We start from the raw sequence: 14275 nt of genomic DNA on the forward strand, positions 1-14275 counted from the left end.
ATTATGCCACAGTCGCGCGGTCAGACCCCTGAGGGATCACTTCATAACCGGATTCTTCCGGTTCATCGTCCAGCATTTCGGCAGGGAAACCTGGCGCAAGAATATCCAGGCCTGTCGCCTCTTCCAGACGTTTGATGATGTTCGGAGAATAGCAACGCTCGCCGTAACGTTCGATACCGTCTTCAAAAATCTGCACCAGCATAGGTGAAATTTCCAGCGGAACATTGTGACGGTCTGCAACCTGCTGGAACAGGCCTGCGTCCTTTTTCACAAGGTCCATGGTAAAGGAAATATCGCGTGACCCGTTCAGGATGACCTGGCTTTCGGTTTCATGGACAAAGGACGTGCCAGAGGAAATTTTCATCGCCTCATAAGTCGTGTTCAGGTCCATACCTGCGGCTTTTGCAGTCACAAGGGCTTCACAGCAGGTCACAAGGTTCGCGGTCGCCAGATAGTTGGTCACAACCTTCAGAACCGACGCAGACCCCAGATCGCCCGTGTGCAGAATGCGGCGGCCCATGGTGGTCAGGAAGGGTAGGATGCGGTCAAACGTGGCGCGATCACAGCCCGCAAAGATCGAAATATTGCCGGTATCCGCCCGGTGGCAGCCACCAGAAACCGGGCAATCGACAGCCGTGCCGCCTGCGTCCATCACCATCGCGCCCAGACGTTTGACTTCTTCTTCGTCGGTGGTGGACATTTCCATCCAGATTTTACCTGCTGTCACTTCGGGCAACATCTGTTGCATCACAGCATCCGACGCCGCAGGGGAGGGCAGGCAGGTGATAACCGCGTCGCAGTCACGCATCAGTTGCGCCGGGTTTTCGGCGGATTTGGCACCGCGTTCGACAAAACCTGCAACCAGGTCTTCGTTCAGGTCATGTACTGTCAGGTCCACCCCGTTGCGCAGCAAACTGCCGCTCAGTTTGCCGCCGACATTGCCAAGGCCAATAAATCCAACTTTCATATGCGCGTTCCCTGTCCTGTTGTAAGCCAAAAGGGCTTATATTTTGCGTTGATTGGTCAAACAAAGAACATTGCGTGGCTTAAGTAAAACGAATAAAAAGGAGAAATATGGTCAATTATTTTTGGTGATAAAATGCCCAAACTACCAAATTTGATCTGGCTGCGGTCCTTTGAATGTGCAGCACGACACATGAGCTTTACGACGGCGGCGCAGGAGCTGGGTGTCACACAGACTGCGCTTAGCCTGCATGTCCGGTCGCTGGAAACAGATCTGGGGTGCAAGCTTTTTACACGCGCCGCACGTAAGCTGAGCCTGACGGAAGTCGGACAGGCCTATGCGTTTTCAATTCGCCGCGCCCTGACTGAAATTGACCTGTCGACCAACAGCCTTTTTGGCGTGACCCACCTGCAAGAGTTGACCGTGCGGGTGCCGATTTCGACCTCTGCATTGTTTCTGGCGCCGAGATTGCCGGAATTTGCCCGGAAATATCCCGAAGTATCGGTCAGGCTGGTTTCCAATATCTGGGCTGAATCCGCCGGTAAAGAAGACGTCGATGTTGAGCTGCGCCTGGGCGTGGATGATTGGAACCGCGGAACGGCGAAGGCTATTTCAACGGAAAGAATCGTCCCGATCGCGCCGAAATCCCACATGGCATCCTCAGATGCTTTTACCGATTTACCATTTGTTCAGATCTTAGGGTTTCAGGACATGTGGCAAAGATATGTTACCAAATTCAGGGAACAACCGGCCGAAGTCACCCCCACATATTCTGTCGATACAACCATCGCCGCGATAGATATTGTTGCCGCCGGAGGTGGGTATTCCGTTGTTTTGGAACGCTTTGCAAACACAGCAATAGAAAGCGGCAGATCCATTGCAATTGCCGGAAAGCCGATGCCGATTGAACAGGCGCATCACATTGTTGCGGGGCAGAATTTGAATTCAAACAACATCGCCAGACAGTTTTTTGAGGCCTGGCTTGAAACGGTATTCGCTGAATGAAACCGCAGGCTGGCTATTCCGCCGCCGCTTTCAGGCTTTTCATCAGGCTATGGAATTTTTCACCCTGCACCGCAACATGGCTTCGAAGGGCGTTTGCGGCCTGATCGGGGCACCCATTCCGCAATGCATCGACGATGGCTTCGTGTTCTGCCATCGATTGCTGCATGCGTCCGCGTAAACGCAGCTGCTGACGTCGGTAGGGTTTCAGGTTTTTATGAAGCTTCAGGGCTTCCTGTTCGAGGAAACTATTCCCAGACTGCTTATAAATCAGATGATGGAAACGTTCATTTTCCGCGTAATAACCGTCAGGGTTTTTATCGTCTATTGCCTGCTGGCAGGCGCGGTTTGCCTCTTCCAGTGTCAGAATCGCCTCATCCGTGATCCGCATCGCGGCAAACCTGCCGCAGACGGCTTCCAGTTCGGCCATGACTTCAAACATTTCGATCAGTTTGACAGGTCCTGGCTGGCGCACAAACGCGCCGCGTCGCGGAATAAGTTCAACCAGACCAGAGGTCGCCAGCCGCTGAAACGCTTCCCTGAGCGGGGTTCTTGAGACGTTAAAACTTTGCGCCAGGCGTATTTCATCAAGGCGGTCTCCGTCGGAAAAACCTCCGCTGAAAATGAGTTCTTCAAGGTTTTCGGCGATCTCGTCGGCACGTCTTTTCTGCATAAAATCACTATCGGGTGATTTGAGGTCAAACGCAAGGATGCATTTCTTGTATACAAAAAACTTGACCTGAAAAACAATCAATGCGTAGGCTTGCCTATGTCTGCTGACCCAGGTGGACACAAGGGAGGAAGAAATGAATACAATGTTGAAAGCTGCAGCTGCAGCAATTGCACTTACATCCGCGGGTTCAGTGGCACATGCGACCGAACTGCGCCTGTCCCATCAATGGTCAACCAGCGATATTCGCCATCAGGTCGCTCAAATGGTTGCTGATGACGTTGCCGCGGCGGATGTTGATCTGTCGATCCGGATCTTTGGTTCCAAATCACTGTTCAAGCCGCGTGAACAATATCGCCCGCTTAGCCGTGGTCAGCTGGACATGACGGTTCTGCCGCTCAGCTATGCCGGGGGCCAGCAACCTGCCTATAACCTGACCTTGATGCCGGGTCTTGTGCGCAACCACGATCATGCCGCGCGTCTTGTGGATTCCCCGTTCATGGACGCCCTTGAAGAAAAAATGGCCGAAGATGACGTGATGGTTCTTGTGCATGGCTATCTTGCTGGCGGTTTTGCGGGCAAAGACGGATGTATCACAAACCCGGATGATATCGCGGGCCTTCAAACGCGTGCGGCGGGCAAATCCTTTGAACAAATGCTGGCCGGTGCGAATGCATCTATTGCATCCATGGCATCGTCTGAAATCTATAACGCGATGCAAACTGGCGTTCTGGATGCCGCGAATACATCTTCATCTTCGTTTGTGTCTTACCGGATTTACGAACAGGTTTCCTGCTATACACCTGCGTCTGATGTCGCGCTTTGGTTTATGTATCAGCCGTTGTTGATGAACAAAACCACGTTTGAGGGCCTGACAGAAGAACAGCAGACCGCTTTGCTTGAAGCATCCGCAAACGCCCAGGCTTTCTATCTTGAAGAAGCCAAGGCACAGGATGCGGCATCTGCAGATGTGTTCCGCGAAGCTGGCGTTGAAATTGCTGAAATGACAGCTGAGGATTTCGAAGCCTGGCGCGCGCTTGCGGAAGAAACATCCTACAAAGCGTTCGTTGAAGAAGTTCCGGATGGGCAGGCCCTGCTCGATCTGGCGCTGGCTGTCGAATAACCACCAGCCTTTTCCCGGCGGCCCTTACATCAGGGCCGCCAACTGACGAAATACTCACCTTATGGAGACAACCATGGCAGCTCATAGTTCCGCAGCCGTTGCACATACAGGCAATAATCCCTTTCTTCGGGCCGTTGCCGCAATTTCCACACTGGCGGGATGGTGTTCTGCAGGCATGATTGTTCTGGCTGTCGTCGTTACCTGCCAGATGATCACCATCCGCTTTGTGTTTAACGGGTCAACTGTCTGGCAGACAGAAGCCGTCATTTACCTTGTGATCGCCGCCACTCTGATTGGTCTGCCTTATGTGCAGCGTCTGCGCGGGCATGTGAATGTTGATTTGATCCCGATTTCCCTGGCCCCGCGTGCGCGGATGGTCATGGCCGTTTTCACCCTGAGCATGTCGATTGCGATTATCGGCGTCATGGTCTGGCATGGATATGAATACTGGCATCTCGCTTATGAACGGAACTGGAAATCAGACACGATCTGGGGGGTGCGTCTGTGGATCCCTTATCTGTCTATCCCCGTTGGATTTGGCCTGCTGATGCTGCAGCTGATCGCTGACCTCATTGCCGTGCTCACCGGTGTCGATAAACCTTTTGGTCTGGAGTAACACTTATGGACCCTCTTCTGCTTGGAGGACTCGTCGCGATTATGACGATCCTGGTGCTTTTCTCTGGTGTGTCGGTGGCGATTGGTCTGCTGATTGTGTCCGCTGGTTTCCTGTTGGTTTTCGATGGCGCGCGTTCCCTTGAACTGATGCCCGAAATCCTGTTCGGCAAGCTTGATAACTTTGCGCTTTTGTCGATCCCGATGTTTATCATTATGGGGGCGTCTATTGCGTCGACGCGGGCCGGGGCCGATCTTTACGAAGCGCTTGAACGCTGGCTGACACGTATCCCCGGTGGGCTTGTGATTTCAAACCTGGGTGCCTGTGCCCTGTTTGCTGCCATGTCCGGATCATCCCCCGCGACCTGTGCAGCGATTGGCAAGATGGGCATCCCCGAGATGCGCAAACGCGGCTATCCAGAAGGTGTTGCCGCCGGTTCAATTGCTGCGGGCGGTACGCTTGGCATTCTGATCCCGCCGTCTGTCACCATGATCGTTTATGGGATCGCGACGGAAACCTCGATTGGTCGCTTGTTTCTAGCGGGCGTTATTCCGGGTTTGCTTCTGGTGGCGCTGTTTATGGCCTGGTCGCTGTATTCCACCTGGAAATCCGGTGACGCCACCCGCCTGAGTTCAGGCAGCTATACGTGGAAAGAACGTTTTGAAATTCTGCCGCGCGTGCTGCCGTTTCTTGGGATCATCCTTGGTGTTCTTTATGCGATGTATGGCGGTATCGCGACCCCATCTGAAACCGCGGCTGTCGGGGCGCTTTTGTGTCTTGTGATCGCGATGATCATCTACAAAATGTGGCATCCGCGCGACATCTGGGTTGTTCTGCGTGACAGCACTAAAGAATCTGTGATGATCTTGTTCATCATCGCGGCGGCGGGTGTTTTCAGCTATATGCTGAGTTCGCTTTTCATCACCCAGTCTATCGCGGAATGGATCGGCACACTTGATGTGAACCGCTGGGTTCTGATGCTGGCTGTGAACATCTTTCTGCTGATCGCGGGCTTCTTCCTGCCGCCTGTTGCCGTGATTTTGATGGCGGCGCCTATTCTGTTGCCGATCATCAGCACCGCCGGATTTGACCCGATCTGGTTTGCGGTTGTGTTGACGATTAATATGGAAATCGGCCTGATTTCACCGCCTGTCGGCCTGAATCTTTATGTCATCAACGGCATTGCGCCCGATATCTCGCTAAAGACTATTCTGATGGGATCACTGCCATTTGTGGCCTGTATGGTCATCGCGATTGTGCTGCTGTGCCTGTTCCCGCAGCTTGCAACCTGGTTGCCTGATTTCGTGATGGGGACGGCTGTATGACACTTCTTGCGGATCTGTTGTCGACAGTATTTGAGAGGCGGTACCTGCGCCCGTCCTCTCGCCGTCGGCTTGATGACCGGTCGCTTGATGATCTGGCAAATGATCTGGTTGGATCTGCCGGGGAAACATCAGGGCTGAAGCTGGCAGAGGATATTCTGGCCGGATATGAGGAACTGGATGATGATGCGAAACTGGCATTTTTCAAAAAGATCACCCGATCCCTTGATCTGAACCCGGGTGCGGTGCGCAGCACGCTGGATGCCTATGAAAGCCAGGCAACCAAGGCAACCTATCGCAACTTTTTGGCCGCAGCAGAGCCCCGCCGCCAGGAATTGTTCCGCCGCCTGAATCGCCTGCCCGGGGCCACCGGGGCGCTTGTGCGGATGCGGGCAGATCTGTTGCGCCTTGGCGGGCGCGATAATGAACTGGCCGCGCTGGATCTGGATCTGCGGCATCTGTTTGCGTCCTGGTTTAACCGAGGGTTTCTGGTGTTGCGCCCGATCAACTGGGAAAGCCCCGCGCATATCCTGGAAAAGATCATCGCCTACGAAGCCGTCCATGCCATCGACAGCTGGGATGATCTGAAACAACGCCTTGCCCCGGATGACCGGCGCTGCTTTGCGTTTTTTCACCCGTCTATGCCGGATGAACCGCTGATCTTTGTGGAAGTCGCGCTGACCCGGGGCATTCCCGGTTCTGTTCAGGCGGTGTTGGAAAGCGGCCGCGAAGCGATGCCGGCAGAGGACGCGGATACCGCCGTGTTCTATTCGATCTCAAACTGTCAGGCCGGGCTTGCGAGCATTTCGTTTGGCAATTCCCTGATCAAACAGGTCGCGGCCGATCTGGCGGCGCAATTGCCAGATCTGAAAACCTTTGTCACCCTGTCGCCTATTCCGGGGCTGACGAAATGGCTGACACAGGAAAGCCATGAATGGGATCATGCGGCGTCCGATGACATGCGCAACACGGCCGCGCATTATCTGTTGAATGCCAAAGCAAAAGGCGGGCTGCCCTTTGATCCCGTGGCACGTTTTCACCTTGGAAATGGCGCAATGGTCCATGCGGTTCATGCGAATGCCGATGTCTCTGATAAGGGCTGTCAGCAGTCCGGCGGCACGATGGTGAGCTATTTATACGATCTGGAAAAGGTCGCACAAAATCATGAAAACTTTGCCACAACCCAAAAGGTTCTGGCCTCTGCCGCTGTGCAGGCCCATGCGGATGCGTCAGCGATTGCTGTGGCGCAGGAAAGGTAATCTCTATGTCAAATCCACTTTATGATGAACTGTTCGGTATTCATGCGGGCAAGGCGACACCGTTTCTGCACCTGACAGACGGGGGCGTCATCACACATGCCGATTTCCTGGCGATGGCCGCACAGCAGGCCCATGTGATGACACAGGCTGGCCTGAAACCGGGGGATCGGGTTGCGGTTCAGGTGAATAAATCCCCCTCAGCCATCGCGCTTTATGCCGCCTGTGCGCAAGCGGGCCTGGTCTTTCTGCCCCTGAACACGGCCTACACGGCGGATGAGCTAAGCTATTTCATTGAAAACAGCGGTGCATCCCTGATCGTGTGCGATCCTATAAACGAGGCCACCATCAGTGAAATTGCCAGCACCCTGGGTGCAGCGGTTGAAACCATGGACAGTGATGGGATGGGCACGCTTCGCGATCAGGCCCGCGCAATGCCTGCAAGCTTTCCAACTGTGGATCGCGGCGGGGATGATCTGGCAGCGTTTTTGTACACCTCCGGCACCACGGGCCGGTCCAAAGGTGCGATGCTGACGCAAAATAACCTGCTGTCCAATGCGAAGGTTCTGACAAAAGAATGGCGTTTTACATCAGATGACGTCTTGCTGCACGCTTTGCCGGTGTTTCATACGCATGGCTTGTTTGTTGCCACGAATATCGCCTTGCTGTCTGGGTGTCGCGTGATCTTTATTCCTGCATTTAATCAGGATGTGGTCATTGACCGCCTGCCAGAAGCCACAGCAATGATGGGGGTTCCGACGTTCTACACCCGTCTGCTGGGTGATGCGCGTTTCACCCGGGAACTGACCGCAGGCATGCGCCTGTTTGTGTCGGGTTCTGCGCCTTTGCTTGCCGAAACCCATGTGCAGTTTGAAGACCGCACCGGTCATTGCATTCTTGAACGCTATGGCATGACAGAAACCAATATGAACACCTCGAACCCGTATGACGGGGATCGGCGTGCGGGCACTGTCGGGCATCCACTGCCGGGGACCGAAGTGAAAATCACCAGCCCTGACACCGGTGAAACCCTGCCGGATGGTGAAGTCGGGCAGATCGAAGTGCGCGGGCCGAATGTGTTCAAAGGCTACTGGAAAATGCCGGAAAAAACCGCCGAAGAGCTACGCGAAGACGGGTTCTTTATCACAGGCGATCTTGGGAAAATTGATGACGACGGCTATGTTCACATCGTCGGACGCAACAAAGATCTGATCATTTCAGGCGGGTACAATATCTATCCGAAAGAAATCGAACTGGTGCTGGATGATCAACCCGGTGTGCTGGAAAGCGCCGTGATTGGCGTGCCGCACCCTGACTTTGGTGAAACAGTTGTTGGCGTGATTATCGCAGAACCAGGCGCAACACCTGACACAGACGCCATGATGGAGGCTGTGAAAACGTCGCTTGCGCGTTTCAAACACCCTCGCAAACTTATCCTGATGGATGCTTTGCCCCGCAACACGATGGGCAAGGTGCAAAAGAACCTTCTGCGTGACGCACACAAAGATATGTTTACCTCCTGATCTCCCCCACTGGGCAAACATCAAGTCCACCTATGTTTGCCCGCTTTTTTCAGAAAGCTCACATCATGTATGACAGAATTCTTGTTCCCGTCTCTTTTGAAGTCGGACGTGACGCGCAAAAAGCTGTAGAGGTTGCTCAGGCTTTGCGGACCAAGGCAGGTAAAATTACGATTTTTCACGTGGTGGAACATTTGCCGCAATACGCGAATGATCTGCTGCCCGAAGACCATCTTGATGTTGCTCGTCGCAAAATCACCGAGGTCCTGCGCCCTTTGACAGCCGGTGTTGAGAATGTCGAAGTCAAAATTGTCGAAGGCCATTCCGCGCGGACAATCATTGATTTCGCCCATGAGCAGGAAAAAGACTGCATTGTGATCGCAAGTCACCGGCCCGGCATTCAGGATATTTTCCTTGGTTCTACCGCGGCCCGTGTCGTGCGGCACGCACAATGCCCCGTACATGTCATCCGTTAATCGTGTCAAAATACTCTGACTTAATTTGACAAAGCTGGCCGCGGACTGTCAGGCCGGTTGTTAAGGCCGGTCGGATGACGACAGCCGCGCATTCTGTGATGAAGCGCAATCCTGATATTGGTCAGTGATCTCACGACTCTGTTCACAATGATCGCACCCGTTTGTTTGCTGATGTGCTGTCGCATCTGGAAGGGTATCTGTCTGATCCTCATCTGGCGTGTTTAACCTTCGCATTGTTTGTTCTCCTGGACTGCAAAGGATGAACAATGCGATATTCTGGCTTTAAAGTGATCAAAGAGGCCCTGACCGGCCACAAAGGATGGACACCGCAATGGCGCGATCCTGAACCGCAATCCCACTATGATTTCGTGATCATCGGGGGTGGCGGACATGGCCTGGCGACGGCGTATTACCTGGCGAAAGAATTTGGCGAAAGCCGGATCGCGGTTCTGGAAAAAGGCTGGATCGGCGGCGGCAACGTCGGGCGGAACACGACAATTATTCGGTCAAACTATCTGCTGGACGGGAATGAACCGTTTTATGAATTTTCCCTGAAGCTTTGGGAAGGGTTGGAACAGGATTTCAACTATAACGCCATGGTCAGCCAGCGTGGCATTCTGAACCTTGTGCATACGGATGCCCAACGCGATGCGGCGCGGCGTCGTGGTAATGCGATGATCCTGAACGGGTCCGATGCAGAGCTTTTGGATGTGGAAGGTGTGCGCAAACTTTATCCGTTCCTGAATTTCGACAATGCCCGTTTCCCGATTAAGGGCGGTCTTTTGCACCGGCGCGGTGGCACGGTGCGCCATGATGCGGTGGCCTGGGGCTATGCGCGCGGGGCGGATATGCGCGGCGTTGATATCATTCAGAACTGTGAAGTTACTGGTTTCAAGATTGAAGATGGCACATGTCTGGGCGTTGAAACCACGCGCGGATATATCGGCGCGGGCAAGGTCGGGGTTTCGGTTGCAGGATCGTCCAGCCGCGTGATGGAAAAAGCCGGTATGCGCCTGCCGATGGAAAGCCACGTGTTGCAGGCCTTTGTGTCAGAAGGGCTGAAACCCGTCTTGCCCGGCGTGATCACTTATGGGGCGGGGCATTTTTATTGCAGCCAGTCTGACAAGGGCGGTCTGGTATTTGGCGGCGATATTGATGGCTATAATTCCTACGCGCAACGCGGCAACATGCCGGTGATCGAAGATGTGGCCGAAGGCGGGATTTCCCTGATCCCGGCCCTTGGGCGTGTGCGTCTGCTGCGCGCCTGGGGCGGCATTATGGATATGTCGATGGATGGCTCGCCGATCATTGATAAAACCCATATCGACGGGCTCTATTTCAATGGCGGCTGGTGTTACGGCGGGTTCAAGGCAACCCCTGCAGCAGGCTGGTGTTTTGCGCATCTCCTGAAAACCGACACCCCCCATGACACGGCCACAGCCTATCGGTTTGATCGGTTCCGGACCGGTCACATGATCGATGAAAAAGGCCAGGGCGCACAGCCCAACCTGCATTAAGGAGCCCCCGAGATGATTATAAACCACCCGCTGCTTGGGCCCCGCGATGCCCAGGAGTTCACCTATCTTGGCGATGCGTCCCTGATCAGTCGCCCGGATGCCCAGGATGATAATGCAGCCGAAAAATTCCATGACTATCTGTATTTGCGTGACAATCCCGCAGGTCTGCACCGTGAACTGTGGTTCCACGAATCAGGCGACCGATCCTGGCTTGTGGTGACACGCAACACAGTGACCCATGAAATTACCGATGTGCAGCTGGCCCGTGATGTGGCCCGCAAAGAGGGGCGCAGCAAATGAGCGGACCAAACCGATTGAACGGCGGTCTGATTGATCGCAGAACTTCCGTAATCTTCAGCTTTGATGGCAAGACTTATCAGGGGCATGCCGGTGATACACTGGCCTCGGCACTGTTGGCAAATGACGTACGCCTGATGGGACGGTCGTTTAAATATCACCGTCCGCGCGGCGTGCTGACAGCCGGATCAGAGGAACCAAATGCCCTGGTTGAATTGCGCAGCGGCGCGCGCCAGGAACCCAACACCCGGGCCACCGTGACTGAACTGTTTCACGGGCTGGAAGCCCGGTCTCAGAACCGTGGATTTTCGCTGAAATATGATTTTATGGCGATCAATGACCGGTTCAGCAACTTCCTGACCGCTGGGTTTTATTACAAGACATTCATGTGGCCCCGGGCGTTTTGGGAAAAGCTGTATGAACCGATCATTCGCAAAGCGGCGGGGCTTGGCTCTGTTTCCTTTGAGGATGACCCGGATGTGTATGACAAGGGCTTTCTGCATTGTGACCTTCTGGTGATCGGGTCCGGCCCGGCCGGGCTGATGGCCGCTTTGACCGCAGGGCGTGCCGGTGCGCGGGTGATCCTGGCGGAAGAAGATTTTATCACCGGTGGCCGCCTGAACGCCGAAACCCATACGGTTGATGACATGTCCGGCAGTGCCTGGGCACAGGCTGTGATGGCCGAGCTGACCAGCCTTGAAAACGTGCGGATCATGACGCGCACCACGGTGATCGGCGCGTTTGATCACGGGATTTACAGCGCGGTTGAACGGGTTTCTGATCACCTGGCGATCCCGGAAAATGGCAAGCCACGTCAGATCCTCTGGCGGATCTATTCAAAACGTGCGGTGCTGGCTGCCGGTGCGACGGAGCGCCCGATTGCCTTTGAAAACAACGACCGTCCCGGTGTGATGATGGCGGGCGCTGTGCGGGCCTATGCCAATCGCTGGGCCGTGACCCCGCACCAACAGGTGGCCGTGTTCACGAACAATGATGACGGGCATCGCACCGCCGCGGATCTGATCGCAAAAGGTGTGGATGTAACCGGGGTCATTGACGTGCGTCCGGATGCGCCGAAGGTTGCCGGTGCTGAGCTGTTTGCCGGGGCGCAGGTTGTGAACAGCACCGGGCGTCTTGGGCTGAAATCGGTGCAGATCCGTCTGGCGAATGGTGAATTGCGTGACCTGCCTTGCGGGGCCCTTGCGGTGTCTGGCGGTTGGAACCCAAATGTGCATCTGACTTGTCACCAGAGAGGAAAACCCGTTTGGAATGAAACGCTTGCCGCATTTGTTCCCGGCGGGGAACTGCCAGTTGGCCTGTCCGCTGCAGGGGCTGCGAATGGGGGCCTGACGACGGCTGCGGCGTTGAAAGCCGGGGCAGGGGCCGCAGTTCAGGCCCTGTCGGATCTGGGCATTCAGGCGCAGATGCCGGATCTGCCCGAGGCAGAGGACACGCCGATTTCGCTGACGCCGTTCTGGTATGTGAAAGAAGGCAAAGGCCGTGCCTGGATTGATCAGCAAAACGATGTCACGGTGAAAGATATCAAGCTGGCGCATCAGGAAAACTTCCGCTCTGTTGAGCATCTGAAACGCTATACCACCCTGGGAATGGCGACGGATCAGGGCAAGACGTCGAACATGGGCGGGCTTGCGGTGATGGCGGAACTGACGGGGAAATCGATCCCGGAAACCGGCACAACGATTTTCCGCCCGCCTTATACGCCCGTGTCCCTTGGGGCACTGGCCGGGCGTTCGGTTGGGAAGGAATTTCACCCAACCCGCGAAACGCCCAGCCATAAATGGGCTGCGGAGCAGGGCGCAGAATTTGTTGAAGTCGGCAACTGGCTGCGGGCGCAGTGGTTCCCGAAGGCGGGCGAAACCCATTGGCGGCAGTCCGTGGATCGCGAGGTTCTTCAAACCCGGAAATCTGTTGGCATCTGTGACGTCACTACATTGGGCAAGATCGATGTGCAGGGCAAAGATGCGGCAGCTTTCCTGAACAAGATTTACGCCAATGCTTTTGCAAAACTGCCCGTGGGCAAGGTGCGCTATGGCTTGATGCTGCGTGAAGATGGTATCGCCTATGATGACGGCACGGCGGCGCGCCTGGCAGAGGATCATTTTGTGGTCACAACCACCACAGCCAATGCGGTTCTGGTCTATCGCAATATGGAATTTGCGCGGCAATGTCTGTGGCCTGATCTGGATGTGCAGCTGATTTCCACCACCGAAGCCTGGGCGCAATATGCGGTTGCCGGCCCCAATGCGCGCAAGCTGTTGCAAAAGATCGTGGACCCGGAATTTGACATCTCAAACGACGCGTTCCCCTTTATGGCCTGTGGTGAAATCACCGTTTGCGGCGGATTGCGGGCGCGCCTTTTCCGGATCTCATTTTCCGGTGAATTGGCCTATGAAATCGCGGTGCCAACCCGTTACGGGGACGCGCTTATTCGCAAGTTAATGGAAGCGGGCGAAGAATTCGATGTCGTGCCCTATGGCACCGAGGCCCTTGGCGTGATGCGTATTGAGAAAGGCCATGCGGCGGGCAATGAATTGAACGGGACAACATCGGCATTTAATCTTGGCATGGGGCGTATGGTCAGTAAGAAAAAAGACTGTATTGGCAACATTTTAAGTGAGCGTCCAGGGATGAATGAGGCGGGTGATTTGAACATCATTGGTCTGCGACCGGTCGATCCAAAAGATCCAATTCCTGCGGGGGCACATTTGATGAATGCAGATGGTGAAATATCAGCCAAAACCGATCAGGGCTATGTCACCTCTGCCGCGTATTCGCCGGTGCTGGGGTGTTCCATTGGTCTGGCCTTCCTGAAGGGCGGGGCGGATCGCATGGGGGAAATTCTGCGTGTGTCTAATCCGCTGGAAGGCACTGAAATCCGGGCGGAAGTTGTCAGCGCCCATTTTGTTGATCCGGAAGGGGAACGTCTTCGTGCTTAAACTGAAATCCATCACACCACTGGGGGCGGATGAGCCCCGCGTTGACCACTTTTCAGGTCTTACCATCACCGAGATTACAGGCCGGGCGCTTGTCTCTCTGACGGCGCGCAATGAACAGGCTGACGTAACCCGTGACAAAGCCTGGACTCTCTTTGGCATTGATCTGCCGGATGTCAGCGTTTCCGTCGTTGGGAACACATATTCTGCCCTGTGGATTGGCCCGGAAAGCTGGATGATTGATGCGCCTTATGACGGCCATGAAGATCTGGCAGATCAGGTGAAAACCGCATTGGGCGATGCTGCGTCTGTTGTGGAACAGACAGATGGCTGGTGCCGCTTTGATCTGGACGGATCAGCGGTGACAGCGGTGCTGGAACGACTGTGCAACGCCGATGTGGCACGGATGCAATCCGGGGACGTGACACGGACACAAATCCATCACCTGGGATGTTTCCTGTGGCACTGTGACGGTGGTTTCGCGGTGATTGGTCCACGATCCTCTGCAAAGTCCCTGCACCACGGTTTAACCGAAGCGGCGCAATCCGTTTGCTGACAATA

The 14275-nt window shown here is 54.9% G+C and carries 13 protein-coding genes; 11 read left to right on the forward strand and 2 right to left on the reverse strand.

Annotated elements, in window-relative coordinates; all coding sequences use genetic code 11:
• Position 1: 1 nt before the first annotated feature.
• On the reverse strand, positions 2–967 hold the full coding sequence (locus tag H1D41_RS06025; RefSeq protein ID WP_228848034.1) for an NAD(P)-dependent oxidoreductase: 966 nt from the start codon (positions 965–967) through the stop codon (positions 2–4).
• Between the two features lie 132 nt (positions 968–1099).
• On the opposite strand from H1D41_RS06025, the gene H1D41_RS06030 reads away from it, so the two are divergent.
• Complete coding sequence (locus tag H1D41_RS06030; protein ID WP_267473599.1) at positions 1100–1969, forward strand: LysR substrate-binding domain-containing protein; 870 nt, start codon at positions 1100–1102, stop codon at positions 1967–1969.
• A 13-nt stretch (positions 1970–1982) separates the two neighbouring features.
• Here H1D41_RS06030 and H1D41_RS06035 read toward each other — a convergent pair whose 3' ends face one another.
• Positions 1983–2639 carry a GntR family transcriptional regulator gene (locus tag H1D41_RS06035; RefSeq protein WP_228848082.1) on the reverse strand — a complete coding sequence of 219 codons (657 nt, stop codon included), beginning with the start codon at positions 2637–2639 and terminating at the stop codon, positions 1983–1985.
• Between the two features lie 133 nt (positions 2640–2772).
• Here H1D41_RS06035 and dctP point away from each other — a divergent pair, with 133 nt between their 5' ends.
• The 10 genes from dctP to H1D41_RS06085 all read left to right on the forward strand — a co-directional run bounded on the left by dctP (position 2773) and on the right by H1D41_RS06085 (position 14270).
• Positions 2773–3759 (forward strand): TRAP transporter substrate-binding protein DctP, encoded by a 987-nt coding sequence (dctP, locus tag H1D41_RS06040; RefSeq protein WP_228848036.1) that lies wholly within the window; start codon positions 2773–2775, stop codon positions 3757–3759.
• A gap of 73 nt (positions 3760–3832) precedes the next feature.
• Entirely contained in the window at positions 3833–4375 is a 543-nt protein-coding gene (locus tag H1D41_RS06045) for a TRAP transporter small permease (RefSeq protein ID WP_228848037.1), read from the forward strand.
• Between the two features lie 5 nt (positions 4376–4380).
• Positions 4381–5697, forward strand: coding sequence for a TRAP transporter large permease (locus H1D41_RS06050; RefSeq protein ID WP_228848038.1), 1317 nt, complete (start codon positions 4381–4383; stop codon positions 5695–5697).
• Positions 5694–6953 (forward strand): malonyl-CoA decarboxylase, encoded by a 1260-nt coding sequence (locus H1D41_RS06055; protein ID WP_228848039.1) that lies wholly within the window; start codon positions 5694–5696, stop codon positions 6951–6953. The genes H1D41_RS06050 and H1D41_RS06055 overlap by 4 nt, the downstream gene beginning before the upstream one ends.
• 5 nt (positions 6954–6958) lie before the next feature.
• Positions 6959–8473 (forward strand): malonate--CoA ligase, encoded by a 1515-nt coding sequence (locus H1D41_RS06060; RefSeq protein ID WP_228848040.1) that lies wholly within the window; start codon positions 6959–6961, stop codon positions 8471–8473.
• A gap of 65 nt (positions 8474–8538) precedes the next feature.
• A complete protein-coding gene (locus tag H1D41_RS06065; RefSeq protein ID WP_228848041.1) occupies positions 8539–8946 on the forward strand; it encodes a universal stress protein in 408 nt (135 codons plus the stop codon).
• 266 nt (positions 8947–9212) lie between these two features.
• A complete protein-coding gene (locus tag H1D41_RS06070; protein WP_228848042.1) occupies positions 9213–10463 on the forward strand; it encodes a sarcosine oxidase subunit beta family protein in 1251 nt (416 codons plus the stop codon).
• A gap of 12 nt (positions 10464–10475) precedes the next feature.
• Positions 10476–10763, forward strand: coding sequence for a sarcosine oxidase subunit delta (locus tag H1D41_RS06075; RefSeq protein WP_228848043.1), 288 nt, complete (start codon positions 10476–10478; stop codon positions 10761–10763).
• A complete protein-coding gene (locus H1D41_RS06080) occupies positions 10760–13717 on the forward strand; it encodes a sarcosine oxidase subunit alpha family protein (protein ID WP_228848044.1) in 2958 nt (985 codons plus the stop codon). The genes H1D41_RS06075 and H1D41_RS06080 overlap by 4 nt, the downstream gene beginning before the upstream one ends.
• The gene (locus H1D41_RS06085; RefSeq protein WP_228848045.1) at positions 13710–14270 is read left to right on the forward strand and encodes a sarcosine oxidase subunit gamma; all 561 of its coding nucleotides are present in this window, start codon (positions 13710–13712) and stop codon (positions 14268–14270) included. The genes H1D41_RS06080 and H1D41_RS06085 overlap by 8 nt, the downstream gene beginning before the upstream one ends.
• The last annotated feature ends 5 nt before the right edge of the window (positions 14271–14275 follow it).

The sequence above is a fragment of the Halocynthiibacter styelae genome, from assembly GCF_016123485.1.
Taxonomy (GTDB): Bacteria; Pseudomonadota; Alphaproteobacteria; order Rhodobacterales; family Rhodobacteraceae; genus Halocynthiibacter; species Halocynthiibacter styelae.